The 24,231-nt window shown below is 56.5% G+C and carries 25 protein-coding genes; 2 read left to right on the plus strand and 23 right to left on the minus strand.

Features of this window, described 5'->3' with window-relative positions:
- Positions 1 to 70: 70 nt before the first annotated feature.
- The 9 genes from QWJ34_RS12210 to QWJ34_RS12250 all read right to left on the minus strand — a co-directional run bounded on the left by QWJ34_RS12210 (position 71) and on the right by QWJ34_RS12250 (position 5,470).
- Positions 71 to 430 (minus strand): hypothetical protein, encoded by a 360-nt coding sequence (locus QWJ34_RS12210; protein WP_302728068.1) that lies wholly within the window; start codon positions 428 to 430, stop codon positions 71 to 73.
- 35 nt (positions 431 to 465) lie between these two features.
- Positions 466 to 1,101, minus strand: coding sequence for a hypothetical protein (locus QWJ34_RS12215; protein ID WP_302728070.1), 636 nt, complete (start codon positions 1,099 to 1,101; stop codon positions 466 to 468).
- Positions 1,102 to 1,371: 270 nt separating this feature from the next.
- Positions 1,372 to 1,944, minus strand: a complete 573-nt coding sequence (locus tag QWJ34_RS12220; RefSeq protein ID WP_302728072.1) for an ATP-binding protein — start codon at positions 1,942 to 1,944, stop codon at positions 1,372 to 1,374.
- Positions 1,941 to 2,342: a glyoxalase superfamily protein gene (locus QWJ34_RS12225; RefSeq protein ID WP_302728074.1), complete on the minus strand. Its 402-nt coding sequence runs from the start codon at positions 2,340 to 2,342 to the stop codon at positions 1,941 to 1,943. Before QWJ34_RS12225 ends, QWJ34_RS12220 begins: the two co-directional genes overlap by 4 nt.
- A 28-nt stretch (positions 2,343 to 2,370) precedes the next feature.
- Positions 2,371 to 3,132: a hypothetical protein gene (locus QWJ34_RS12230; protein ID WP_302728075.1), complete on the minus strand. Its 762-nt coding sequence runs from the start codon at positions 3,130 to 3,132 to the stop codon at positions 2,371 to 2,373.
- Positions 3,133 to 3,189: 57 nt separating this feature from the next.
- The gene (locus QWJ34_RS12235; protein WP_302728076.1) at positions 3,190 to 3,618 is read right to left on the minus strand and encodes a hypothetical protein; all 429 of its coding nucleotides are present in this window, start codon (positions 3,616 to 3,618) and stop codon (positions 3,190 to 3,192) included.
- 29 nt (positions 3,619 to 3,647) lie between these two features.
- Positions 3,648 to 4,196 (minus strand): GrpB family protein, encoded by a 549-nt coding sequence (locus tag QWJ34_RS12240; RefSeq protein ID WP_302728078.1) that lies wholly within the window; start codon positions 4,194 to 4,196, stop codon positions 3,648 to 3,650.
- 249 nt (positions 4,197 to 4,445) lie between these two features.
- A complete protein-coding gene (locus QWJ34_RS12245; protein WP_302728080.1) occupies positions 4,446 to 4,610 on the minus strand; it encodes a hypothetical protein in 165 nt (54 codons plus the stop codon).
- Between the two features lie 224 nt (positions 4,611 to 4,834).
- A complete protein-coding gene (locus tag QWJ34_RS12250) occupies positions 4,835 to 5,470 on the minus strand; it encodes a hypothetical protein (protein WP_302728082.1) in 636 nt (211 codons plus the stop codon).
- Positions 5,471 to 5,643: 173 nt separating this feature from the next.
- On the opposite strand from QWJ34_RS12250, the gene QWJ34_RS12255 reads away from it, so the two are divergent.
- Complete coding sequence (locus tag QWJ34_RS12255) at positions 5,644 to 7,656, plus strand: Na+/H+ antiporter (protein WP_302728084.1); 2,013 nt, start codon at positions 5,644 to 5,646, stop codon at positions 7,654 to 7,656.
- 60 nt (positions 7,657 to 7,716) lie between these two features.
- Here QWJ34_RS12255 and QWJ34_RS12260 read toward each other — a convergent pair whose 3' ends face one another.
- The 12 genes from QWJ34_RS12260 to QWJ34_RS12315 form a co-directional block, all read right to left on the minus strand.
- Positions 7,717 to 9,924, minus strand: coding sequence for an alpha-galactosidase (locus tag QWJ34_RS12260; protein ID WP_302728086.1), 2,208 nt, complete (start codon positions 9,922 to 9,924; stop codon positions 7,717 to 7,719).
- A 172-nt stretch (positions 9,925 to 10,096) separates the two neighbouring features.
- Positions 10,097 to 10,870, minus strand: a complete 774-nt coding sequence (locus QWJ34_RS12265) for an SRPBCC family protein (protein ID WP_302728088.1) — start codon at positions 10,868 to 10,870, stop codon at positions 10,097 to 10,099.
- A gap of 27 nt (positions 10,871 to 10,897) precedes the next feature.
- The gene (locus tag QWJ34_RS12270) at positions 10,898 to 11,326 is read right to left on the minus strand and encodes a VOC family protein (RefSeq protein WP_302728090.1); all 429 of its coding nucleotides are present in this window, start codon (positions 11,324 to 11,326) and stop codon (positions 10,898 to 10,900) included.
- Positions 11,327 to 11,517: 191 nt separating this feature from the next.
- Positions 11,518 to 12,435 carry a hypothetical protein gene (locus QWJ34_RS12275; RefSeq protein WP_302728092.1) on the minus strand — a complete coding sequence of 306 codons (918 nt, stop codon included), beginning with the start codon at positions 12,433 to 12,435 and terminating at the stop codon, positions 11,518 to 11,520.
- Between the two features lie 341 nt (positions 12,436 to 12,776).
- On the minus strand, positions 12,777 to 13,307 hold the full coding sequence (locus QWJ34_RS12280) for a GNAT family N-acetyltransferase (RefSeq protein ID WP_302728094.1): 531 nt from the start codon (positions 13,305 to 13,307) through the stop codon (positions 12,777 to 12,779).
- Between the two features lie 55 nt (positions 13,308 to 13,362).
- Positions 13,363 to 14,013, minus strand: coding sequence for a hypothetical protein (locus tag QWJ34_RS12285; protein ID WP_302728095.1), 651 nt, complete (start codon positions 14,011 to 14,013; stop codon positions 13,363 to 13,365).
- A 45-nt stretch (positions 14,014 to 14,058) separates the two neighbouring features.
- Positions 14,059 to 14,310 carry a hypothetical protein gene (locus QWJ34_RS12290; RefSeq protein WP_302728097.1) on the minus strand — a complete coding sequence of 84 codons (252 nt, stop codon included), beginning with the start codon at positions 14,308 to 14,310 and terminating at the stop codon, positions 14,059 to 14,061.
- Positions 14,311 to 14,626: 316 nt separating this feature from the next.
- Complete coding sequence (locus QWJ34_RS12295; RefSeq protein ID WP_302728099.1) at positions 14,627 to 14,911, minus strand: hypothetical protein; 285 nt, start codon at positions 14,909 to 14,911, stop codon at positions 14,627 to 14,629.
- Positions 14,899 to 15,462, minus strand: a complete 564-nt coding sequence (locus QWJ34_RS12300; protein ID WP_302728101.1) for a histidine phosphatase family protein — start codon at positions 15,460 to 15,462, stop codon at positions 14,899 to 14,901. Before QWJ34_RS12300 ends, QWJ34_RS12295 begins: the two co-directional genes overlap by 13 nt.
- Positions 15,463 to 15,702: 240 nt before the next feature.
- Positions 15,703 to 16,077 (minus strand): hypothetical protein, encoded by a 375-nt coding sequence (locus QWJ34_RS12305; RefSeq protein WP_302728102.1) that lies wholly within the window; start codon positions 16,075 to 16,077, stop codon positions 15,703 to 15,705.
- Positions 16,078 to 16,229: 152 nt separating this feature from the next.
- Positions 16,230 to 16,832 (minus strand): cysteine peptidase family C39 domain-containing protein, encoded by a 603-nt coding sequence (locus tag QWJ34_RS12310; RefSeq protein ID WP_302728103.1) that lies wholly within the window; start codon positions 16,830 to 16,832, stop codon positions 16,230 to 16,232.
- 417 nt (positions 16,833 to 17,249) lie between these two features.
- Positions 17,250 to 18,401, minus strand: coding sequence for an NADH-dependent flavin oxidoreductase (locus QWJ34_RS12315; RefSeq protein ID WP_302728104.1), 1,152 nt, complete (start codon positions 18,399 to 18,401; stop codon positions 17,250 to 17,252).
- 160 nt (positions 18,402 to 18,561) lie between these two features.
- Between QWJ34_RS12315 and QWJ34_RS12320 the strand changes: the two genes are divergently transcribed.
- On the plus strand, positions 18,562 to 19,002 hold the full coding sequence (locus QWJ34_RS12320; RefSeq protein WP_302728106.1) for a MerR family transcriptional regulator: 441 nt from the start codon (positions 18,562 to 18,564) through the stop codon (positions 19,000 to 19,002).
- Positions 19,003 to 19,020: 18 nt separating this feature from the next.
- On the opposite strand, the gene QWJ34_RS12325 is transcribed toward QWJ34_RS12320, so the two are convergent.
- Together QWJ34_RS12325 and QWJ34_RS12330 are read right to left on the minus strand one after the other, a co-directional pair.
- Positions 19,021 to 19,869, minus strand: coding sequence for a DUF6933 domain-containing protein (locus tag QWJ34_RS12325; protein ID WP_302728107.1), 849 nt, complete (start codon positions 19,867 to 19,869; stop codon positions 19,021 to 19,023).
- Positions 19,870 to 20,081: 212 nt separating this feature from the next.
- A complete protein-coding gene (locus tag QWJ34_RS12330) occupies positions 20,082 to 23,939 on the minus strand; it encodes an S-layer homology domain-containing protein (protein WP_302728108.1) in 3,858 nt (1,285 codons plus the stop codon).
- Positions 23,940 to 24,231 lie beyond the last annotated feature (292 nt).

Below are 24,231 nucleotides of genomic sequence, written 5' to 3' on the forward strand. Positions count from 1 at the left end.
GACGCTTTGCTCTACGCTTCATTATGCAGCCATAGACGGTCGAAAAAGTAAGCCGGGCTTGCTGCAAACCTCAAATATCTTTATCCATCTGAATCCGGACGGTATGCCTGGACAGCTGTTTAGTCGTTACGACCGTCTGCTCGCCGCCTTTGCGGAAAAAGTAGCCGGAGCCGTTCTGTTCCTCGAAAGTCCAGCCGCGATCGCTCATCAAAGCCTGCAGCTCATTAACGGCCTGCCGGTCTTTCGCCAGATAGAAGTCGAAGCGCCTGGCGCTCTCCAGCGGAACCAGGGACGCATCCGTTACATTGAGCTTCGCCATCGCGAGCGCGGTATCCGTTCCGTATTTCGCGGTTGGAACCCCGATTCCGAACAACAGCGTCAGCCCGGCGGCGCAGGCGCAGTAGGTTGCGATCCGTTTGCTTTTTTTCATAAGTCCACTCCTTCTTTCTTGTACGCTTCATCCGCCTATATTCGCGCACTATTGCCAAGTATCCGCAGCACATCTTCCCGGCTTTTGGATGTCGCATGCCTCATTTCGTCCACCAGCGATTCCGCAAATTGAATTTGGCGGCCCGGGATCGGCTGATGCTCCAGATATTCGCTTAACGCTTCTTCTTTTCCCATAGGAGAAAGATGACGAACCGCGTCTGCCCGGACGTTCAGGAATTTTTCGCAAAAGAAACGCACACACTCCTCGATCATCTCAAGGTCTATAGCGTCGGCCCGAGGAACCCATAGTTCGAGATAATGCGGACGGACGCCGCGTTCGTCGACGGGCAGGTTATCGTGAGTCAGTTCGTCGGGCTTGCCTTCTGCGGGATGATCGTACGAGTAATGTACATGCAGTACGCCTTCATCCAGACAACTCTGCATTTCTTCCACATGCTCGCGTTCGTCGGGATCGTCCCCCAATTCCTCGATCGCGCTTAACAAATACTGGCGCGTACACAGACAGAAGTATCCGATTCGCTCCGCCTCTTCGTCCTGGTTATCGTAAATGCGAATATCTTCCCATACCGCATAAGAACCGAGTTCATACACACCCCACCACAGATCGGAAGAATCCGTCCGCACATAAATATCTTTTTGCATGATTCCCAACCGCACCGCCTCCCTATATTTCTTTTTCTCTTCTCTATAGACGCTGCGGTAGGCCGATAGGTTGTTTTACATGTAAAAAGGCCGGTCAACCGGTTTTCGCTTTACCGGTTCGGATACACTACTCTCCAGTCGAATATATAGCATACATTTTATTTCTAATTGATCTTGTATACAAGATTTATAATTTCATTTCTTTTTATAAAATAAACTTTTCATAAAAAGAATCCGAATCAAAATTCTAGTATACAACAAAAAAAGACGGCCGACGGGTTAAGCCCGCTGCCGTCCGCAGGAAACAAGATCGACGATTCGCCGCAGAACCTTTTCCGTTTCCGCAGCGTGTTTGACGATAAACAGATGCTCGGCTTCTTCGGCCGCGGGAGCGGACAAATCTTCGTTCGAAGACTGCGCCTGCTGGCGAAGCAGCACTTCCTCGAAGCTGGCGGCACTGCGGAAGATCGCTTTGCTGCGCGTAGTGGCACGCACCCGCTCGATCAGCGTTTCATCCGGGATGTCGAAGTGGACGAGCACGCAGGTAAATCCTTTTGCCCGAAAATCATCCAGGATCGACACCCGCGCCTTCCGGCTGCGGTTGGCGTTGCACAGGATCACATGCTTGTCGGTCCGGTCCGCCGCGTAGTCGACCACCGCCTGCGTGACTGTATGTTTAAGCACGTTTTCGCCGGCGGGCGGAATCAGCTTCCGATAATGCGTGTTGACGAATTCGGCGTGGTTGTCTTGGTCGATCATAAGCGAGTTCGGCAACAGATTTTCCAGCTCGCGGGCGAACGTGCTTTTGCCGCTGTGCGTTTTGCCTACGGTCATAATCAGTAAACGATTCACGGCTTCAGTCCTTCATCCTCCTCATCCCTGTCCCCGCCCTGCCGCGCATAGAAAATCACGCGGTTGCCGAACGGATCGGTCAGACCCAGTTCTTTCATTCCCCACGGTTTCTCTTGAATCTGCGGCCGCAGACTGCCGTCATGCTTCGCCGCCAGTTCTTCGCCCAGCGCTTCGAGATCCCGCGCCTCGATGCGCACCGCCCCTCCCGGCTTGCAGTCGCCGTTATGTTCGGACAGATGCAGCGCGACCGGACCTCTGGACACTTGGAAATAAAGCGGCATGCCTTCTTCGAAACGATGTTCCCAATCAATGCCGAAACCGAGAAGATCCACGTAGAACGCTTTGGCTTGGTGCTCGTCGAATATGCGCAAAATAGGGATCAGACCGCTCACTTCCATTTGTATTGCCTCCTTGTCTACTCTCGGCCTACTCGTGCTCCAACAGCCGTCCGCTCAACCAAAACGTTCCCTGCACGATAGCGCCTTCCGGAACTTCGCGCTCTCCGACCAGTCTTTTATCCGCAACCACATCGATCTCGCATCCCAGCGTTTGCACCAGCATCCAGTAGAAAAACTGCCCGCTCGCATCGTTGCGAATCCAGCCGCCGCGCAGCACTTTGCCGGCAAACAGCGCTTCCGCCCGCGGCTCGGCCCCTTCGTCTCCAAATAAACCGGTGGGCATAAACGATTCCGGAGCGAACTTGATCTGATCCGGCGATTCTTCTTCCTGTTTGCGCGCAAACGCTTCCTCGTTGTCGTAAATATCCAACTCGTGCGCAAACGCCGCCAACTGCACCTTTCGGTGCGCGGGCAGTACGAATTCGCCGTGGAGGTCGCGATCCGGCACGTCGAAAACGAAAGGGAACATTCCATCCTCCGGAAGATCCGTTTGCGGATTGGCCCAGCCATGGAACGAACCGTCCAGCTCGCTCTCGCCTTCGCGTGCGATCTCCGCAGTCAGATTAACGGTCGTCGCAGAAGCTCCGCCGAAATGCGGGTTCAATCCGACAACCGACTGTTCGCGATCCAGTTGAAGCCAAAGTTCCGCGCCGCCGCCCGCTTCGAGCCGGATATAAGCGCCTTTCGGCGTCTCGATGCGCTGTCCGTGCTCGTACGCATACTCCGCCGCCCGCTGAAATTCTTCCTGCGTATCCGCCTCGAATCCGATGCTGCTCATATGATTGACCATGACCCGACTCCTCCCGATGCGTCTATGTATCTAATCTTGTATAACCCGTTTTCCGGGTTACTCGAACTTTTGCAGCAGCTCGCCGTGGGGCATTTGGCCGTTATAAGCGTTATAAAAAAATCCTCTGTATCGCAATCTCTTATCCGAATTGATAATCAGCTCGTCGATCCGTTTGCCCTTTGCATCTATGAACGTCGTCCGCAGTCCGTAACCCATGTACCCGACCGACAATTTATCTTTTTGAAAAACGACATCGTTCAGGCTCTCGACAATATGCCGGATTTCATCTCGATCCGAGATTTCGATCCGGCGCCCGGTACTGCCGTTAAACACGACGATTTCGTTTACGCGATCCGCATCGAGGCGAACGACGTGACGAGGCAGATACGTCAGACTGTAAGCGGCGGCCAGCAAACACAGAACGGCGAGAACAATTAAAATCTTTTTACCTTTGCCCATCCGGTTGCGTCTTCGATTTTGCTGCATGCGTGATAACCTCCATGGGGCCGGGCCGATCAGGCGTCGCCTGCTTCCGGTTTCCAGCCCGTTCGCTGACTCCATCCGCTCGCTTCGCGCATGATGCGCCAGATCACCGGATCTTTGCCTTCGACGTACAGCTCGCGTTCGTGCGGCCGGGAATAGCGGCGCACCAGCGTGTATTTTTCCCGAACATACAGCTCCCGGTATTCGTTATGCGCTTTCAGGAAATCCCGGAACAGCAGCGCGAACTGCTCGGACCAGCTGCCCGCTTCGCGCACATGGATATGGGTTCGTTTCAGGCCGGGACCTTCGCGAAAATAACGTTTGGTCCGATCCGGATTGTCCGCGCGATGCACGTATCCGGCCGCTTCGAGTCCGCCTTTGTACGTCATCGGTTCAAGCGCGCGCACCGAAATTTGAATATCGATAATCGGCTTGGCATCCAGACCCGGCACCGCCGTCGAACCGATATGGTCGATCCGAACCGCTTCGTCTCCGAGCGCGGATCGCAGCTTCGAGCCGATCGCGCGGAATTCTTCCGGCCAGGATTCGTCGTAAGGGACGACGATCGCGGATTCTTTCATAAACGGCTCCTCCTTTTTCGACAAGCAATCTCCCGCTTTTACCGCATATGCAGCCACGTGCTCCCCGCCAAATAAACGCACAGCGCCGACAAAGCTGCCAGCACGATAAAAGTCTGCCGGCTCGCGCGCAAACGGAACGCATAAGCGCCGAACAACACGGCGGCCGCCAGTGACTTGTCTTACTTAAATAGCGGGGTTTTGTTCGACTGGATTGCACATGGTTTAGGTGCGATTCAGGCGGGCGAAACCTTACATCTGATTGAGACAAGTCACAAGCTTCGCGCTTCCCCGCAACGTACCGTCGAACGCGCTGCTGCTGAACACGACGGCAATCAGAAGCATGGAAACGACCAGAATTTTAAACCATACGGGTTCGGTCAGAAAAAGCCGGTAAAACCGTTGAAGCGCCTGCATAAATCGTTCTCCCCTCATCGTCGGATAAGCTATTCTACTATGGAAAACGAGATTGCACAGCGCCTATTTTTCCATAACGGATCGCGTGTCCTTCAGAAGCCTGCTCCAAACGTTCAAAAAAGGCACTTCTTGAGTTATAAGCGTCATCTCGATCCGTCAGCGAAGCGCAGGCCAACCGGAACAGTAGAACTGTGCCTCTGCATTCTCGGTCCCGTCCGTTTCCTTCATCTCAGCGGATACACCAGCTCCACCGGCTCTTTCCCCAGCGCTTCCGCGAACAGATAATTGTGGTCCGCGCCGACAACGCACAGAATGCGTTTGCCGGGATGGTCGCGGTATGTATTTTTCACACGCTGAATCATGATCTGGTTGCGCGCGGTCCAGTTGACGTTCTGGCCTTCCGGGTTGATGCCGGCTCGCCAGTCGTATTTGCGCCGGGTCGCGTCGTCGAAAGCCTGCGAGTTAAAAGGAATCCTACCGGCCGCATACGTACCCAACTGCTCCGCGAACCACTCGTCGTCCCGCCGTTCCAGCTCCGTCCGCCGCTTCTCCGGGATGCCGGCGAATGTGTCGAACTGCTGCAGGACATCCAGCTCGAACCAGTCGATCGGGACGAACCCGATCCCCCGTTCTTCGCACAGCGGGAAGATCAGCTCCCAGTACTCGCTGGCCGGTTCGCCCCAGTATCCTTTGTCCCCGGGATGCTCCAGGTATCTCTGCCAGCTCAGCGGATGCACTTCGCCGCAGATCAGATCGGGCGCAAATTCCTCGATAACCTCCCGGTACAGAGACAGCGGCAGATTGTACTGCTCCCTCAGCGGCGGATGATGGATGGTGCCCAGAATACCGATAATCGCCATGCTTGTTCCTCCTTTTACGCTTATCTGTATTCAACGTTCGAGATGACGGTTGTGTTGGTTCCCTTTTTTAAAAAACCTCCAATTTCAGCCGCAAGTCTGTCGCAAAAGACAACCCTATCCGATAAAATTAAAGTTAAGCAAAATGTGAATCTTTACCGAATTCAGAAAAGAAGGTGATCTTCCTGGAAATTTTCGAACTCATTCTGCTGATGCTGTCGGCGATCGCCCTGTCGAATCTGATCAACCGGTTTATTCCTTCGGTATCGGTGCCGATCATTCAGATTGCGCTGGGCGTCGGCCTTACCTTCCTGCCCGCGGTCCATTTCGAACTTCAGCTCAATCCGGAATTGTTCCTGCTGCTGTTTATCGCGCCGCTGCTGTTCAACGACGGGCGAATGTCGGACAGGCAAACGCTGTGGACGCTGAAAAAGCCGATCCTGCTGCTGGCGCTGGGACTGGTGTTCTTCACGGTGGGTCTGCTGGGGTATATGCTGAACTGGCTGATTCCCGCGATTCCGCTGGCCGCCGCTTTCGCTTTGGCCGCCGCGCTTGCGCCGACGGATGCGATCGCGGTCGGGGCGCTGGAAGACAAAGTGGTCATTCCGCACCGCACCATGAAGATCCTCGAAGGCGAATCGCTGATCAACGACGCGTCCGGCCTGGTGTCGTTCCAGTTTGCAGCCGCGGCGATGGTGACCGGAGCGTTCTCGCTGAAGTCGGCGGGGCTCGCTTTTGTCGGTATTTCGATCGGGGGAATCGTGCTCGGTCTGCTGATGACGTTTGCCAAACAAATCTTCGTCACCTGGCTGCGCAAACTCGGCATGGAGAACGTGACGCTGCATATGCTGATCGAGGTGCTGACGCCGTTTATCATTTTCCTGACGGCGGAAGAACTTGGAGTCAACGGCATCCTGGCGGCGGTCAGCGCGGGTATCGCCCACTCCTTCGGATACCGCAAGCTGAATCCCGAAGTGGCCCGGCTGAATATCGTATCCAAAAGCACCTGGTCGGTTATCGTGTACGTGCTGAACGGACTGGTCTTCCTGCTGCTGGGCACCCAGCTGCCGGAGATCGTGAAAGTCGTCTGGGAAAGCGAAGAAATCAACAATCTGGCGGTGATCGCGTATACGCTGCTGCTTACGGTAATGCTGCTCGGCCTGCGTTTTATCTGGGTACTCATCACCAAAGTCGGTCAATCGGACGAAGAGCCGAAGGGCAATAAGTTCAAGAACGCGCTGATCTTCAGCCTGGCCGGCGTGCGCGGAACGATTACGCTTGCCAGTACCCTGTCGCTGCCTTTCCTGCTCGACAACGGCAGCGAGTTTCCGCAGCGCAACCTCATCATCTTCCTGGCCGCGGGCGTGATCCTGTGGACGCTGCTGGCCGCCAACTATCTGCTGCCGCTGCTGATCGAAAACGAAGCGGAAGCACAGAACGACGAAAGCGAAGTCGAGCTGGAGATTATGCGCAGCGTCATGGCTTCGCTCAACGAACAGGTTACGACGGAAAACAGCGCGGCGGTGCGGACGATCATCGGCACGTATCACCAGCGCATCCGCAAGCTCAAACGAAGCGACAGCCGAAAGCCCGAAGTGCATCCCCTGCTCGTCCAAACGCTGAAATGGCAAAAAGAATATACGGTACGCGCGATTCAGGATCACAGCGTCAATTCGTTCAGCGCCTATCGTTACCTGCGGCGGTTGAACTCCCTGCTGTTCCGGTTCACCCGCGACCCGCTGTACAAAGCCGGCACTCCGCTGCTGCCGAGCGGCAGCATGAAAGAATTGTCCGAGGTGGCGGGTCCCGCCGCTTTGCGGTTCAACGAAAGACGGGCCGACAAAGAAGCGTTCAGAGCGCGCGTCAGCGATTATGTGATCGATCGGTTGAAAGCGGAAATGTCGGCGCCGCAGTCGGAATTCGATATCGAAGACCTGAGCGGCTCGCTGCTCCGGTACGAGCAGATGACGGGACGCCTCGCGAGATCGTCGGAAACGAATACGGGGCCTCGGGAGCGGCCGGCGGTGGATATGGACGAGCTGGACGAAATCGCGCGGATCGGCATCCAGCTGGAACGCGACCAGATCCAGCAGATGTTCGAAGCCGGCCGACTGTCGCGCAGCGGAATGAAAGAACTCAAGAACAATCTGCTGCTGATGGAGCACGATCTGCGGGATCTGGCGATCTGAGGCTGAAAAAAATAAGGACTTCACTCTCGCTCCTAAGCGAAAGTGAAGTCCTTTTGAGGTTTAAGCTTCTTTAATCACATACAGCACGCTCTGGAAGTCTCCCCACATCGACGGCAGCGACAAGCCCAGGTGCATCAGCTCGTCTCCTCCGTAGACGGCGCCGGTCTCGCCGCCTCCGATATTCCCTTCGACCGTGTAGCGCTTGTTCGGATCGAGCCCTTTGAGCTTGAGGCGGCGCAGAGGCGCGTACGGTTCGCCCAGCACGCGGAAGTAAGCGGCGAACGCCTGCGAACGGTCTTCCGACACATAGGCCCAGGCCGTATCGTTGCCTTCGAACGGGCTTTTGATCCGGTAGAAGTCGCCGAACTGAATCAGCTCGCGCAGTTCTTTGTACAGGCCGACCTGCTCTTTGACCGCCTGCTTCTCTTCTTCGCCGAACCGGGCCAGGTCCAGCTCGTAGCCGAAGTTGCCGCTCATCGCGACGTGACCGCGCATCTCAAGCGGCGTTACGCGTCCGACCTGGTGATTCGGCACGGCGGAGACGTGCGCGCCCATGCTGCTCGCCGGATACACGATGCTGGTGCCGTACTGGATCTTGAGGCGTTCCACCGCGTCGCTGTCGTCGCTCGTCCAGGTTTGCGGCATGTAATAAAGCATGCCCGGGTCGAAACGTCCGCCGCCGCCCGAGCAGCTCTCGAACAGGATATGCGGGAAATTCGACACGATGCGCTCCAGCACGTCGTACAGGCCGAGCATGTAGCGGTGCGCCGTTTCGCGCTGGCGCTCGGCCGGCAGCAGTTCCGACCCGATCTCCGTCATATTGCGGTTCATGTCCCATTTGACGTACGTGATCGGCGCGGATTCCAGCACTTTCGAGACGGAATCGACGATATAGTCGCGCACGTCTTCGCGGGACAGGTCGAGAATCAGCTGCTGGCGCGCTTCGGTGCGGCTGCGGTTGGGCACATGCAGGCACCAGTCCGGATGGGCGCGGTGCAGATCGCTGTTCGGGGACACCATCTCCGGCTCGAACCAGAGGCCGAACTGCATGCCCGTCCCGGTAATTTCGTTTGCCAGCTTCGCCAGGCCTTCCGGCAGCTTGCGCTTGTCTTCGACCCAGTCGCCGAGCGAGCTGTTGTCGCTGTCGCGTTTGCCGAACCAGCCGTCGTCGAGCACGAACAATTCGATGCCCAGCTCCTGGCCGGCGGCCGCGATTTCTTTGATCTTGTCCGCGTTGAAGTTAAAGTACGTCGCTTCCCAGTTGTTGACCAGGATCGGACGGGCCGCGTCGCGGAACTGTCCCCGGCTCAAACGGGTGCGGTACAGCTTGTGATAGATGCGCGACATGCCGCCGAGTCCTTCGGACGAACGCACCAGCACCGCTTCCGGCGTCTGGAACGACTCGCCGGCTTCCAGCTTCCATTCGAAGTCGAACGGCTGGATGCCGATCTGCACGCGCGTCGTGCCGAACGGGTCCACTTCCGCCTGCCCCAGGAAGCCGCCGCTGTACACCAGGCTGAAGCCGTAGACCTCGCCGTGGTCTTCGCCCGCGTTCTTCGCCAGCAGCGCGATAAACGGGTTCTGCGTATGGCTACTCGACCCGCGCTTGCTGTCGATGCGGTGAATGCCCGGCACCAGCTCGCGCTTGTAAATATGGCGCTCGCGCGTCCATGCGCCGGACAGCTGGAGGAAGTCGAACTCGCTGTGGTCGAAGTCGACGCTTGCGCTCAGCGCGCGGCCCAGCGCGATCGATTCCGCTCCTTCGTTGACGAAGCGCGTCGAGCGCGCGATAACGTCGAGCTTGTGGAACACGGTGTAGCTGAGCACCGCTTTCAGACCCGTCAGCTCGTCGCGCAGCGTCAGGCGCAGCGTGTCCGCTTCGTCTTCCTTTTCAATATATGTAGCGGGCAGTCCTTCGAGTTTCGGCTTGCCGGCTTCGATCTCGTGGCTGTCGTAGACGAAGCGGCTGACCGTCGATCCGTCGACGTAGCGGGCCGCGAAAGCCGGTTCGCGGAAATCGCCGCTGCCGTAAGACGGATACTCCTGCGGCAGGGTATCGAACGAAAGATGCGGCGCGTCCGCGCTCAGCGTCGGGCTGAACGATGCGCGCTCGATCGAATGCAGATGTTTATCGAACGACTCCTGCGCCAGCTTCGGCCCCCAGTACACGTGCGCCGGATGCGCCGACTGCACGAGCTGGATAATATAGCTGGACGCGGCCGATTGCAGATGAAAGACTTGAGCTTGGGAATCATAGAAAATAGGCAATGGAAAATCCTCCGTTTCAAACTGTTGATAAGCGGATTCGTAAACCTCTTTATTATAGGAAATAACCGGCGCGAACAGAATGTCAGCATGTCTGTTTCGCATGGCATAATGCCAGATAAACGCGATCCGGTCTGCTTTTGAAAGACTTGAAGCAGCGGCTCCTCCTTCTGCGCTACCGGTCGCTCTCCACCGCTTTCGCCAGATTCCCAAGCGTTGAAGCCAACGCTCTCTGATGATCCTTCTGCAAGATGCCTTCGGGCACCTGTTCGCACAGCACCGTTACCCGCGTAATGCCGCCCATCTCCGTCAGCTGCCACGTCATGCGCATTTCGCCCGCGAACTTCGGATCGTCCGATTCGAACACGGCCGTCTGCACGATCTTTCGGCCCGGAACCAGCTCGACGAACCGGCCCTGCACGACGTCGGTATCCGCCGAAGTCTTGCCCGCGCCCGCGTGCTCCGCATCCATATAAATCAGCGACATCCGGTAAACGCCGCCTTCGCGGACATCGAATGTATGGACGACCGCTTTCATCCCGTCCGGCGGCAGCCAGGAGACCAGTACCTCGGGGTTCAAGAACGCTTCGTATACCGTCTGCGGCGAAGCTTGAATCACTCTGGAGGCTTTGTCGATTCTCGGAAGCTCCTGCTCGCGCCGATGCGAGTTGGCCGTCCAGGCTTCTTGTTCCTCGCGGCTAAACGGCCTCAGCCCCTGGAACAATCCGACCGCAAGCAGAATGCCGCCGATCGCGGCGAATGTCAGAATATGTCCGGATCGAACGACACCATATTCGACCGAATTCACAATGATTCCGCTGTTTTGTTTGGCTGCCGCAAAATCGTCCGCTTTCTCGAGCCCCATCCCCACACTGTTCAATAGCACAACCAGACCGACTGCGGCAACGATCAGCGAGGTCGCTCTCCATACCCAAAGAAGCCTGTTCATTCTCATAAGTCCCTCCTGCTCATCGACTCAACGCTCCGCTTCCGATTCCCACTGCGGATTCCACACCACTTCCCACACATGCCCGTCCGGATCTTGAAAATAACCGGAATAGCCGCCCCAGAACGTTTCGTGCGCCGCGACCGTAATCCGCGCGCCGGCCGCTTCCGCTGTACGCATAACCGCGTCCACTTCTTCACGGCTGCCGACGTTATGGCCCAGAGTGAATTCGGTCGGGCTCGGCGGAGCCTGCTCCAGACCGGTATCGTGCGCGATGCTGCTGCGGTTCCAGAGCGCGAGCTTCAACCCCGGCTGCAGATCGAAAAACGCCACCGCACCGTACTCGAATTCTTTTCCGATAATGCCTTCCGTGGCGAACCCCAACCCGTCCCGGTAAAATGCCGTCGCCCGCTCCAGATCGTCCACGCCCAGCGTAAATACCGTGATTCTCGGCTTCATGCTTCCCCGCCTCCTCGTTCAAGTTTCCTTTTCTTTCCGATTATAGCATACCGGCAGAAGCCCTTCGCGCCAGGCCGCGAACGGAAAAAATCCCGGCTGCCGCGAAGGGCAAAGACCGGGATTCCCGCTTGGCTGTACGAATGGTAAAGGGCTCGATCCAACCGTTCATCCAGACTGTACGCGCGCTGCGTTTATTGGAAAACGGCGGTCAAAGCGTTTCCGTAGGACGTGTACGAAGAACCCATTTTCTCGATATCGTAGTCGTTCCAATACCCGCCGCCGGCCACCGCATACTGCGAGTACCAGTTGGCGAACTTGGTCTGCGCCTGCGCCGCGGTATTGCCCTGCGACGGCTTGGCGTCGTTCGTCACCCAGACGATCGGGATGACTTTCATGCCAAGCGCCGTTTGCCAGGTGCCGGGATTATTGCTCGCTCCGCCGTCGTATACTTGCAGGTACACGCGGTCGAGCAGTCCGGGAACGGCCGTGTTGATCTGGTTCTTGACGTTGGCCCAGAAGCTGGAATTGGTATACGGCGCGATCGAGTATTTATATCCGATCGTGCCGAGCATTTTGGCGAAGCCGACCGTACTCGATACGTCGTACACCGACTCGTCGTCGTTGTTGAGCGCGTCGAGGTTCCAGGCCGTTTTCAAAGCGCTGAAGTTCTTGTACAAAGCCGTGCCGGAACCCGTTCCGTTGGCGTTGATAAGCGTGCGGATATTCTGGAACGTCGTGTCGTGCGACACCAGCGAGATCTCTACCCGGTTGATGCTTGTCGTACCGGTCTTGAACGATTTGATCTTGTTTGCGAGCGCCGTCCCGCCGACATACGAACCGTTGGTGACGACCGGAACGTCGACCGCTTCGCCCGCGCTTCCCGTCGAGTAGTAAACCAGATTGCCGTTGGCCAGCACCCCGATCCGGAAAATAAGCAGCGTGTTGAAGCCGGAAGTTTTCAGCGCGTTCGTATTGGACTGCATCACATCTTTGAACAGGAAGATACTTTTGACATTGGTTGTCGCCGCTTTGGCGGAAGGCGAAGCGGAAGCGAACAAACCGAGCAGCAAAGCGTAGGCAAGTGCATAAAACGCCGTCTTTTTAACCATGTACAATCCCTCCGTGATCTTCTGATTTCGTTGCGAAGTAAGCGGATACAAAACGATCGTTTCCGGAAGCGAGTTCGTTCCCTCCTCCTCTCGATATGTAAATGTTTTACAGGGAAAGTTTAGCATTTGAACAAGCTTGGTAAATAGAGTTCAAACTAAAGAAAACGAGGTACAAAATAAACATTTTATAGAAAATGAAATACGGATATCCATTTTTATGCACAGCAAAAAAACCGGTTCCCGTTGTAAAAGAACCGGTCTGTGCGATAAAAAATCAGGCAGCGGAAGGCTCGAATTTTCGACCGGACGCTTCAGATTATTACCTTGTCAACGCTAAAGGGCTATAGGCCGCCGTTATCCAGCTTTTTCACCAGATACAGCAGCAGGTCGTCGTCCACCGTCACCGTCTGTCCGGACGGCACCGGCTGATTGCGATACTGAAGCCCGCGTCCGTCCAGCACGTATCCGCGCCCGGTGTAGATGCGCTGCGCGCTGCCGTAATCCGCATACAGCCCCACGCCCAGCCCAACGATCGAAGAATGCCCGGCGGCGCTGCGTTCCAGCTCGTCCAGCAGCCGTGCGGCGATGCCTTTTTGGCGGAATTTGGGAAAGACGTTCAGGTCGTTGATCTCCGGGATGCCGGCTTCGCGAAAATGAGGGTATTCCGAACGCAGCAGCAGATGGCCGCCGCCCGCAAGCACTCCGTCGTAGGAAGCGATCAGCGTAATCCGCGAGCCCTGCCGGTTCTCTTCGAGACACCGCTCGTAGTAATCGCCCGGGGTATGCCACGGATAAATATCCGCAAACGTGCGGTCGAGCAGCTCGGCGTCTTTCGGGCAGGAGAGTCTTCTTATTGTAATCGAATCGTTCATCGGGCGGCTCCTTTCCGTATCGGTTTTTAACGTTCAAACGCTTCGGTTACGGCTATTACCGCTGCAGCTTGTATACACGCTTGGCGTAGACTTCCTCGATCTCCGGGTCGTCGTCGATCCATGCGGAATGTATCCAAAAATGCACCCCGGTCAGTCGCGAAAGCTCGTCGATCGCCGCTTCCGGATTGTCGATGGCGAACCAGTTTTCCACGCTTTCCAGATCCGTTTCCAGCGTTCGCGCCGTATACTCGGCATCCGCACGCTCCGACTCCAAGCCGTAATCTTCCCGTACGCCGCTGCCGCAAAAGTACTTTTTGACTTTTATTTCTCCGGCCTCGAACAGCGTAAACTCAAACACATCTTCGTCGAAAAAACCGATCGTCATCACGGGCTGGTCCGTAAAATTAGAAGCAATCTCTCCGACTTCCTCTACTATTCCCCATGCCAGATGGTCGTTCAGCACGCTGCTCCAACGCTCGCCGTGATTCACGTAAAACGAGACGGAAGGCAAATTGATCTTCGGAAAATCCGCGGTGAGTTCGTTCCCGTTTTGGCGAATAACCCGTTCCAGAAAGCTTGGTTCCGGCCCCGCGTCTGCGAAAGAAGAAAGCTTTGACACCGCCGCTGCGCTTAAATGCCGAAGGACTTCGTCCAGCGCAGCTTCATCCGTCGTTTTCAGATGAAAATTGGCAAATTTCGTTCCCATATGGATGCCTCCGTGTTTAGTTATTCGGGTTTCTTCGCTGTGCCCTCATGCTCCCCCTTCCGCGCAATCTCTGCATCGCACTCCCATTTCGGACGGAAGCAGATCTTTGCCGCAGGTGTCGCACACCCGTCCCTCCATATCGTTCCAGTGGCCCGTTTCATGAAACAGCTGCACCGCTTCAAACCAGCGTTCGTACTCTTCGCCGCTGAACAATTTGCCTTCTTCGTCGTTGTACGGCTGATCGGGTTCGTTTCCGTACAGAAATCCTTTGATCCAATAGCGGGTTTGCTCGGACATCTCTCCAATTTCGACCAGCGAGAAGAAAAAGCTTTTCTGCTTCTTCGTGCACCAGCCCATTATTCGCCCGGGAAACGTGTGCGGGTTCCCAAGGATGTAATGCTCGCCCGCGCAGTCGTGATCGTCCAGCGTGAACCAGAGCTTTTTATCGACGTCTTTTTCGCTGAGTATCGGAACGGCGCCTCCTTTTCTATTCGGTTTCGCTATTTTTCTAAAGGCTCTCGGCAATTTGAAAAGCGCATTTCAAAGCCTTCAGCGTGCCCGCACGCATCCGCATCCTGTTCCAGAATACGTCTTGAATAAGGTTTCTTCGATCTTACACCGCTTCCTTTTTCCTGCGATTCGCCGCCCATCCCGCAAAAGCGGTCCGTTCTTCTTCGTTCAACGTTTTCAGGATAACGGTCATCTTGGGCGGATGCACCTCCACGTAATACGTTCCGTTGATCCACTGAGCGCTTCGGACCCACTCCCACCCTTTGGCTTCCGTTTCCCGGGAGCGCTCGGCCACAATCAGAATCTCGTCTTCCCGAAACGTAATCGTCATCGACTGTCCCTGCTTTTTGCGAGACTGGACCACGTATCGGCCGCTCAGGTCGTCCATAGCCGCCTGACTTCGACTGCTTTTTCGCCGTCCAGCGTCATCCGATAAATATCCGGCATTGTGGTCGACGTCCAGAACTCGTACCCGAAGCGGCTGTCGAATCCGTTTAGCATCAGCGTCATGATATCGCCGTGCGTGCCGAGCGCTATTTTTCGCCCTGCATATTCCTTTACGATCCGCCGGACGACCGCCATCGCCCGCGCCTGCGCAGCTTCGCCGGATTCACCGCCCGGAAACGAAAACGCCGGTTCCTCCAGCGCCCGCCGCTTGGCATCCGCGAACGAGTAGGGGGCAAAATCGCCGATCTTCCGCTCGCGCAGATCTTCTTCGAGCCGGATTTCCCGCCCCTGTTCTTCCGCCGCCGGGCGGATCGTCGCGACTGCCCGCTCGTAAGGACTGGAAACGAACGCGTCGATACGTTCGGGACGCAGCAGCTCGGCGGCAGCCTGCGCGTCTCTTGTGCCCTGCTCCGACAGCCCGCGTTCCCGCTCCCGGCCTTCCGCGTAGAACGACTCGGCGTGCCGGACGAAATACAGAATGGTTTGCGTCATTGTAATCCCTCGTTTTCTTATGCCTTTTTTTCAGGTAAGCATATATTCGTCGAACCGGATGACATTTCCTTCGCGGTTCATGTTACTCCGGCTTCCTGCAAAATAAAGGTTCCGGGTAAATCGGCCGCATGCCAGGGAGCATTGTATTCTTTAGCCGTCACGCTCTACGCTACCAAGAATTGAATCTGGCAGATGTCGTACGGCTTCGGCCCCGGCAGAAGAACTTCCAGACCTGTTTCTCTATACCGGATCAGTTCTTGCTTTGCGTCTTCGCCCGGAAAAAGATTCGGCAGCCAATCGCGGCGCGAATCGCAAATTTCGAATTTTCTGTCGGTTCGGCCTGACTCTCCATACAAAAGCCCGGCAGCCCGCAAGTGTCATATGTTCCGGCATTGGAGGTCGTGCGTTTGCGACCAGCAGTTCGGCTTCGAAAAGTCGTCCGCCTCCATACACGATATACGAGCCGGACGGCAAAAATCTTGTTTCGCGCGCTTCGAACCGGTCTTCGTTCCCGTCCGCGATCAGCTCGGTCGCGACCGTGCCCAGCGGCGTCGCGATCTCCGGTTCAACCGCTTCGGCCAAGATCGATTCGCCTGCTATTTTAAACAAACTCATCACAGGAGCTTCCTTTCCCGCATTTTGTTCACCTATACACTTTATAAACGGCAGACCGGATTATTCGTTCGTCCGCACAACAAAAAACGGCTCGTCCGATCGCAATCGCCGGTTGATCGAGGGTCGTTTTCGGTGTTTCTTCGTTCATACATTTACGGACTCACCACAATATAAGACTGCCGGTAAAAAGGATTCGTTCTCCAAAGCGACTCCAGCTCGGCAATCGGCAGCTTCCGATTATAGCCTTTTTCCATGCCGCCTTGATCGTTTGCCTTGTGTTCCAGCGATTCCGCCAGATAGAAGTGGTCGCGGTGGTACCCGATGATCGGCGAGAAATGCGCATATCTTTTATTGGCGTGCACTTTGATAAAAGCGATCACGGGCGTCCCGAGGCTGATCCTCATTTTGAGGGTCTCCACGGTTCCGCGATAGAAGTCGGCTTCGATTCCTTGTTGCCTAAAAAACACCAGAATGCCTTTGGGATCGACCGTGCCGTCCAGCAGCTTGCGCGGGTACTTCCTGTACAGCGCATTCCCGTCCGCTTCCACGCCCAGGTGACGCAGCACATAAGCGCTCGAAAAAGCGGCGCACTCTTTGTTCGTCTGAAAATCCGTCCGGTTCCCGGCCGCTTCGATCAGATAAGATTCCGGCAGGCCGTCTGTGGAGATCGGGTCCTTTTTGGGAAACGCGCGGTAGTTGGCAGCAACCACCGCCACAGCCGCGCCGGTGACGAGCAGCGAGATGTTACTTTTCATGCTTCACCTTCTTTCGATAAATATCGGATTCTCGCCTGCATTTACCGCACTGTCCGCCAACCATCATTTTTTCAAAAAAGCTTCGTAATCCTCCAACCATATCCGCTCGATCCAGGCGTATGACAACAATCGATTTGAGGTATATTTTACCACACTTCAAGACTCCGGTCCGACCGCCGGCTTAAAATGAACCCGTGCAGCAATAAAAAGCGGACTCCGAAATTTCCGGCAGTCCGCTTAGGGCGTGTCTTCAAACCTCGATGGAAGCAGATTTGACCGAATTTTCGTTCTCAGCAAGGAACTTTTTCGCAGTCGTGCCGGGGCACGTCAAGGGAAAGTGACGCGGCGGAGGACGAAAAGGCGGCAAAAGGTGCACATTGGCAGGTTTGAAGACACGCCCTAGTAATCGCTATTTTTTCAAACCGAATCGCCTGCGTCTCCCAAGCCCGCTTCCGCAAACGGGAACCAGCCCGGCTTGGCGAGGATCTGCCGCCACAGCAGCTCCGAAATCCCCAGCTTCTCCCGATCGCCGAGCGTCAGCTCGGTGCGAATTTCGCTTTCTTTACCCTGCTCGACTTTCTCCACCCAGTCCGGGTCGATAATCAGCTCCCGTCCAAGCGCGATCAGCGGCGCTCCGGATCGCAGCGCGCCCAGCGCGTCGTCCGGCGTGCGGAGCGATCCGATCCCGATTACCGGCACCCGCTTCCCGACAAGTTCGAGGATAATATCCATGCGGGAGCGCTCGTCCTCGACTCCGCGTCTCGGTCTGGCGTAGAAATCCATCAGCGAGATATGCAGGTAGTCCAGGTTCTTGTCCGCAAGCGTATCCACCAGCTCAAGGGTATCGCGCATCGTAATGCCCGGGGTCGATTCTTCTTCCGGCGAGAAACGATAGCCTACCAGGAACGGCCGCTTCGCATGCTCGGATACCGCCGCCAGCACTTCGTCCACCACCGCCAGCGGAAACGCCATTCTCCGCTGCGCGTCCCCTCCCCAGCGGTCGCCGCGCCGATTGGTATAGGGGGAGAAGAACTGCTGGATCAGAAACCGGTTCGCTCCGTGGATCTCCACCCCGTCGAAGCCGGCTTCGATCGCTCTGCGGGCGGCGGCTCCGAAAGCCCGAATAAGTTCCGCAATCTCCTCTTCTTCGAGCGCGCGGGGAACCGTGCCCGAGACATCGTCTTTCACCGCGCTCGCGCCGACGACTTCGCCGCCCGGAACGACTCCCGGCGGGCAGATGCGGCCACCGTGAAAAATTTGCAGGATCGCTTTGGCTCCGCCCCGCTTCATCGCCTGCGCAAGCCGTTTCAAGTCCGGAACGGCTTCGTCCCGATCCACCGCCAGCTCGCCTTCGAATACTTTGCCGCTCGGCGCGACAAACGCGCTTCCGGTGATCGCGAGTCCGACGCCGCTCGACCGGCTTTCGTAGTAGGCGATCTCGTGCCCGGACAGCGCCTCGCCCGGCAGGGAAGGCGCGATCGTCATCGGCGCCAGCACGATGCGGTTGCGCGCTTCCATTCCTTCTTTGAAACGAAAAGGCTCCATCAGCGGTCGGTATTTGGGGTTCATTTGCATCCACTCCTTCATTCGGTATTAGCGTCATGATAGAAGCTGAAGCCGACTTGAAGTCAAGACCGAATGTGCAAAAGAATTTTCCGCGGCGAAAGGTTGACCTGAAGTCGGCTTCAACCTGTATAATGCTTCTGACCGTTACTTTTGGAGGTGCGCAATGGATATGAACGCAGAAGCGGCGTTTACGATCGGCCAGGCCGCGAAGATGACCGGATTGACCGAAGAAACCATCCGTTATTACGAGAAGATCGAACTGCTGCCTCAGCCCGGGCGCAAGGAAAACGGGCACCGCGTTTACCGGCGTAAAGACGTCGATACCCTGCAATTGATCGTCTGCCTCAAAAAAACGGGCTTGTCGCTGGATGCCATGAAGCCGTTTATGAAAGCTTCCGCCGGCACCGATCACGATTCGCATGCGGAGCTGGTCGAGGAATTGAAAAAGCAGCGGGGAAGCATCGTCAGCCAGATCGCCGCGCTCCAGCAGATCGTGGAATTTATCGACCTCAGGATCGAAGAAAAGATGCCGCAGCAGGACGACGCCGAAGTTGAACGGGCCAAACCGCTTTCTTTGACAGAAAAGAGTTATTTTCCCGTTTGAAAGACGTAGAAACTCGATCTATCCCCAGAACATCCCGGTCCGGTCTTCATCGACAATTTTCAACTGCCGTTCAAAGTCCTCGCTCGGCTCGATCTGGTACACGTAATGCCAATTGTCACGGCTGTCCTGCCAGTACACCTTCCAGCGTCCGCCTCGAAGTCTGAACTGCGCGATCGGAAGCTTTACCCACTCTTCGCTCTGGAAAGCGGGTCTTTCTTCCATCAGCGTTACGCTGCTTTCGCCAAGATCGTAGATCATCCGAACTTGATCCCTGATCGATTCCGGCACGGCGTTTTGCGTATACTGATCCATGATCCGGATAACGCGCGTACGTGTAAAATCGTCCATCTTTTCTTCCATTGTGGTCTTCGCCGCCTGGATCAGTTCCGACCGACCCAGCTCCGTAATAAAAACGTCGATCGGCTGCAGATAATCGATCGGTTTATGAATCAGCCGATTTATCCATTTCATCCGCTCGATCGGATCGTTAAAATCGTCATGCGTAAAATAAGTAACTTCTTTCATTGTTCCGAGTACGCTGCGGTTATCGGTTCTGGTAATAAAGACTTCCGAAGAACACCGCAAATAGGCTTCGATACTTTCCTCTTCGACTCCTTCGACGAGCAAATACCGTTCAAGCGTCTCGACGAATTTTTTTTGCAATGAGCCGATCTGACCGCTGCGAACGCCATCGATCAGAATAGCCAGACGGCTCGCGTCGTTAACGAATACAATATGTTTGCGGTTATTCAGTTTGTACAAATTGACATGCCAGCACAGCAGATCGGGGATCCCTTCGAGCTCCACCGGGGCCGGCGCCGCTTTCATATCTTTGAACAAAGCTTGCGTACATTTCAATGCGATCAAACAAAAACCTCCTCTTCAATATGCGTAGCTTCTCAAATTTGTTCCATACTCAAGTCTTCGAAGACCGCTTATACAGAAAATTCAGCAGGGGTAGTACGCATTGCTTACACGTTCTAATATAACTTCTATTTCATTCATTAAAAAAGCCCCTCCCCGATAACTTCTTCGGAAAAGGGCGGTTTGGAGCGTAAATTCGGCTGGCGGTCGACGTTTCAGATCAGATTCGATTTTCGGAGCAGACGTTCGACCATAACTGCGGTCTCGGCGCGCGTCAGCCAGGACTTGGGAGCCAGTACGCTTGCGCTTCGGCCCTGCGCAATTCCGAGCTGTACGCTTAGTTCCGTGCTCGCTCTGGCCCACGATGCAACCTGGCCGGCGTCCCGGTAATTCGACAGGTCCGAACCCGCAGCGCCGCTTTTCAATCCGGTCAGTTCCGTCGCTCTGACGATCATGGTCATCGCTTGTTCGCGTGTGATGCGGTCCGAAGGATGGAACGTGCCGTCGGCGAATCCGTTGACCAGTCCGTATGCCGCGGCCGTGCGGATGGCTTCGTAAGACTCGTCGGATGGCTGGATATCCGAGAAGGTGCCGGAAGCGGCTGTTCCGGTAAGTCCCAATCCTCGAACCAGGATCGCCGCGAATTCCGCGCGCGTAATCGACTGGTCGGGCATGAATTCGTGATCGGCTACGCCGTTTACGATCATGCGCGATCCCATGTTGTCGATTATATTTTCGGCCCAGTGGCCGTTCAGATCGTTAAACGTATACGGATGCCAGACCACGGAATACAGACTGTTCGTCAGGCTGTTGATGACTGCGTAATACCTGCCGTCCACCTGCGTCACCCGGGTCGGAACATGCCGCACGCTGCCGTCCGGTTCCACAACCACGCCGGTCGTAATCCGATTCGGGTCGGTTCCGTCCGGAAGCGCGATCATGCGTTCCACATAAGCGTCGAATTTGTTGACTTCAATTGTCCGGTTCTGATAAACGGCCTGCACCGAGAAATCAAATGTAGGCGCGGCGATCTCGAACGATCCGGCAGACGCCGCCCGTTGGACAAGCGCTGCCTGATCGGCCGTCGGTTCGGCGATCCGCACCCGCACCGCAATATCTTGAAGCGCCGCGCTTCCGCCCAGTTGAGCGGAGATCGCATCGACGTTGATCTGCGACGCAGGCAGCGTATAGGCCGCCTGGTCCGTACGAATTTCCAGCGTAGCCTGTTTTTCTTCCATTCCTTTGACGATTCGTGCGTTCAATTCGCCGACGATTACGCTCGTCTGCGCGGATACCGGAATCGTAATCACCGCTCCGGTTCCCGCAGCGTCGATCCGCTGCTGAAGCTTTTGTTCGTCGAGTTGAATTGTCGTGACCGAGCGGCCTTGATCCTGCGATACTACGGCGCTGCCCGAATTTTCCGGCACTCCGTTAACGAGCACCGTCGCCCCGGACGTCGCGGCCGGAGTCGAAGGCGGCGTGGTCGGCGGCGTGGTCGGCGTTCCGGTACTGTTTGAACCGCCGCCGGTGTTCGACGAATTCGAGACTACCGTTACGGCAGCCGCGCGGCTGGTTGTCGATGCTGTCTTCTGGCCGGTTCGGTCCGGGTCGGTATTCGTGACAACGACGTAATAATACGTCGTCCCCGCCGTACCGGTCGGCGCCGTGTACGCCGCGCTCGTCGCGCCGCCGATAGCCGTTCCTCCGGTGATGCTGTTTGTCGAATTGCGATACCACTGGTAGCTCAGTTCGCCGCTGCCCGCGGCCGTGACGGACAAGCGAGCCGTACCGCCCGCGCCGACCGATTGGTCCGAAGGTTGCGCCGTCAGTTCGGGAGCCGGTGCATCGTTGAGAGCGGCGACCTTTACAGTTACGACCCGACTGGTTACAGTCGCCTGCTGCTCGCCGCTTTGATTCGGATCGGTGTTGGTAACGACCACATAGTAATACGAAGTTCCCGCCGTACCGGTCGGCGCAGTATACTTCGCGCCCGTTGCGCCGGGAATCGGTGTACCGCCGGTCGAACTGTCGGTCGTACTGCTGTACCACTGGTAGCTCAATGTTCCGCTGCCGTACGCCTCGATACTCAGCTCCGCGGTTTCGCCCGCATTGACGGACCGGTCCGAAGGCTGAGCCGAAACGGTCGGGGCCGTGGCGTTCGTCAGTGCTGCCACTGTAACTTTCGCGACCTGGCTTGTGATGCTCGCCGTCTGGTTGCCGGTCTGGCTGGTATCCGTATTGGTTACGACGACGTAATAATACGTCGTCCCCGCCGTACCCGTCGGCGCGGAATACGTCCCGGCTGTCGCGCCGCTGATCGCCGATCCGCCGATCACGCTGTTCGTCGTATTACTGTACCATTGAAAGCTCAGCGTTCCGCTTGCCGTCGCCGACACACTCAACGAAGCGGCGTCGTTCATATTGACGTTTTTATCCGCCGGCTGCATCGTGATCGTCGGTGCGGCGGCGTTCGTCAGCGAGTTGACGGTCACCGTCGCCACACGGCTGGTCGTGCTCGCCGTTTGATCGCCGGTCTGGCTCGTGTCGGTATTGGTTACCACCACATAGTAGTAATCGGTTCCCGCGTTTGAAGTCGAAGCCGAATACGTCGCGTTCGTTGCGCCGCTGATGAGGACTCCGCCCACGGCGCTGTTGGAATTGTTGATGTACCATTGGTAACTCAGCGTCCCGCTTGCCGTGGCCGCTACAGTCAAGTTGGCTGTCTCATTGACGTTTACGTTCTGGTCCGCCGGCTGCGTCGTGATCGTCGGCGCAGCCGCATCCGTCAGCGCGGCGACCGTTACAGTCGCGACTCGACTTGTAGTCTTCGCCGTCTGGTTGCCGGTCTGGCTGGTATCCGTATTGGTCACGACCACGTAATAATACGTCGTGCCCGCTGTACCGGTCGGCGCGGAGTACGTCGCGCTCGTCGCGCCGCTGATCGCCGATCCGCCGGTCGTGCTGTTCGTCGTGCTGCTGTACCATTGAAAGCTTAGCGTCCCGCTTGCCGTGGCCGCTACAGTCAAGTTGGCTGTCTCATTGACGTTTACGTTCTGGTCCGCCGGCTGCATCGTGATTGTCGGCGCAACTGCATTAGTCAGCGCGGAGACCGTGACTTTCGCGACCTGACTCGTGGTATTCGCCGTCTGGTTGCCGGTCTGGCTTGTATCCGTATTGGTCACGACGACGTAATAATACGTCGTGCCCGCCGTGCCGGTCGGCGCGGAGTAGGTTGCGCTTGTCGCGCCGCTGATCGCCGAACCTCCGGTCGAGCTGTTCGTGGCGTTGCTGTACCACTGGTAGCTCAGCGTCCCGCTCGCCGTCGCCGCCACGGTCAGGTTGGCCGTCGCGTTGACGTTCACCGTCTTGTCCGCCGGCTGCGTCGTGATCGTCGGCGCAGCTGCATTGGTCAGCGCGGCCACTGTAACTTTCGCGACCTGACTCGCGGCATTCGCCGTCTGGTTGCCGGTCTGGCTGGTATCCGTGTTGGTCACCACCACGTAATAATACGTCGTGCCCGCCGTGCCGGTCGGCGCGGAGTAGGTCGCGCTTGTCGCGCCGCTGATTGCCGAACCACCCGTCGAGCTGTTCGTGGCATTGCTGTACCACTGATAACTCAGCGTCCCGCTCGCCGTCGCCGCCACGGTCAGGTTGGCCGTCGCGTTGACGTTCACCGTCTTGTCCGCCGGCTGTGTCGTGATCGTCGGCGCAGCGGCATTGGTGGCTGCGCTGGAGCTGATATTGGCTACGGTAATATCGTCGAACGCCAGGTTGGAAGGCTCAACTGATGCCGAATTAAACTTCCAGGTGATTGTGATTGAAGACACGTTCGCGTAATTGTAAGGCGTGCCGCTGTTCAGCAAACTCGATACCTGGACCGTAGCGTTCGAGCTTCCGATCGGCAGCGGGTAACTTCCGCTGCCGCCCAGCGTGGCAATTGTGGAACCGCTCGCATTTTTTAAGACCAGGGTCAGTTGGGTCAGCGTTGCTTCATTTTGACTGAGATCGGGAACCGTGCTGATACCCAGGTCTTTAAAAGTAAAAGAACGGTTCACGGTCGTTCCTTCGGCCATCAACGTAATACTTCCCGTCGCACCGGGCGTGTTCTGGTTGCCCGGGTAAAAAGACGTATTTGCGCTGCCGTTAGGCGGAGTAGTTTGTTCATTTCCGTTCGTAACAATAAACTTGTCGCCGATCTTCTTATATCCGGTTCCTCCTGAGTTATCGACGCCCAAATCGCTGAAGTTATACTTCCCGTCCGCCGTGCCGCTTTGAGCATAAGCTGCCAGTGAAAATAAATTCGATAAAACAAGAACCGCCAGCATCAATATAACCGAAGCTCTCGGCAGTCGGGCTTTGTGTCTT

Origin of the sequence: Saccharibacillus sp. CPCC 101409, assembly GCF_030518235.1 — a bacterium.
GTDB lineage: Bacteria > Bacillota > Bacilli > Paenibacillales > Paenibacillaceae > Saccharibacillus.

Bases quoted from the DNA above. Each gene is read 5' to 3' on its own strand.
- QWJ34_RS12210 (WP_302728068.1), bottom strand. From the start codon at position 430: ATGAAAAAAAGCAAACGGATCGCAACCTACTGCGCCTGCGCCGCCGGG.
- QWJ34_RS12225 (WP_302728074.1), bottom strand. From the start codon at position 2,342: ATGGAAGTGAGCGGTCTGATCCCTATTTTGCGCATATTCGACGAGCAC.
- QWJ34_RS12230 (WP_302728075.1), bottom strand. From the start codon at position 3,132: ATGGTCAATCATATGAGCAGCATCGGATTCGAGGCGGATACGCAGGAA.
- QWJ34_RS12235 (WP_302728076.1), bottom strand. From the start codon at position 3,618: ATGCAGCAAAATCGAAGACGCAACCGGATGGGCAAAGGTAAAAAGATT.
- QWJ34_RS12240 (WP_302728078.1), bottom strand. From the start codon at position 4,196: ATGAAAGAATCCGCGATCGTCGTCCCTTACGACGAATCCTGGCCGGAA.
- QWJ34_RS12245 (WP_302728080.1), bottom strand. From the start codon at position 4,610: ATGCAGGCGCTTCAACGGTTTTACCGGCTTTTTCTGACCGAACCCGTA.
- QWJ34_RS12250 (WP_302728082.1), bottom strand. From the start codon at position 5,470: ATGGCGATTATCGGTATTCTGGGCACCATCCATCATCCGCCGCTGAGG.
- QWJ34_RS12265 (WP_302728088.1), bottom strand. From the start codon at position 10,870: ATGAACAGGCTTCTTTGGGTATGGAGAGCGACCTCGCTGATCGTTGCC.
- QWJ34_RS12270 (WP_302728090.1), bottom strand. From the start codon at position 11,326: ATGAAGCCGAGAATCACGGTATTTACGCTGGGCGTGGACGATCTGGAG.
- QWJ34_RS12275 (WP_302728092.1), bottom strand. From the start codon at position 12,435: ATGGTTAAAAAGACGGCGTTTTATGCACTTGCCTACGCTTTGCTGCTC.
- QWJ34_RS12280 (WP_302728094.1), bottom strand. From the start codon at position 13,307: ATGAACGATTCGATTACAATAAGAAGACTCTCCTGCCCGAAAGACGCC.
- QWJ34_RS12285 (WP_302728095.1), bottom strand. From the start codon at position 14,013: ATGGGAACGAAATTTGCCAATTTTCATCTGAAAACGACGGATGAAGCT.
- QWJ34_RS12290 (WP_302728097.1), bottom strand. From the start codon at position 14,310: ATGTCCGAGCAAACCCGCTATTGGATCAAAGGATTTCTGTACGGAAAC.
- QWJ34_RS12295 (WP_302728099.1), bottom strand. From the start codon at position 14,911: ATGGACGACCTGAGCGGCCGATACGTGGTCCAGTCTCGCAAAAAGCAG.
- QWJ34_RS12300 (WP_302728101.1), bottom strand. From the start codon at position 15,462: ATGACGCAAACCATTCTGTATTTCGTCCGGCACGCCGAGTCGTTCTAC.
- QWJ34_RS12305 (WP_302728102.1), bottom strand. From the start codon at position 16,077: ATGAGTTTGTTTAAAATAGCAGGCGAATCGATCTTGGCCGAAGCGGTT.
- QWJ34_RS12310 (WP_302728103.1), bottom strand. From the start codon at position 16,832: ATGAAAAGTAACATCTCGCTGCTCGTCACCGGCGCGGCTGTGGCGGTG.
- QWJ34_RS12315 (WP_302728104.1), bottom strand. From the start codon at position 18,401: ATGAACCCCAAATACCGACCGCTGATGGAGCCTTTTCGTTTCAAAGAA.
- QWJ34_RS12320 (WP_302728106.1), top strand. From the start codon at position 18,562: ATGGATATGAACGCAGAAGCGGCGTTTACGATCGGCCAGGCCGCGAAG.
- QWJ34_RS12330 (WP_302728108.1), bottom strand. From the start codon at position 23,939: ATGGCCGAAGGAACGACCGTGAACCGTTCTTTTACTTTTAAAGACCTG.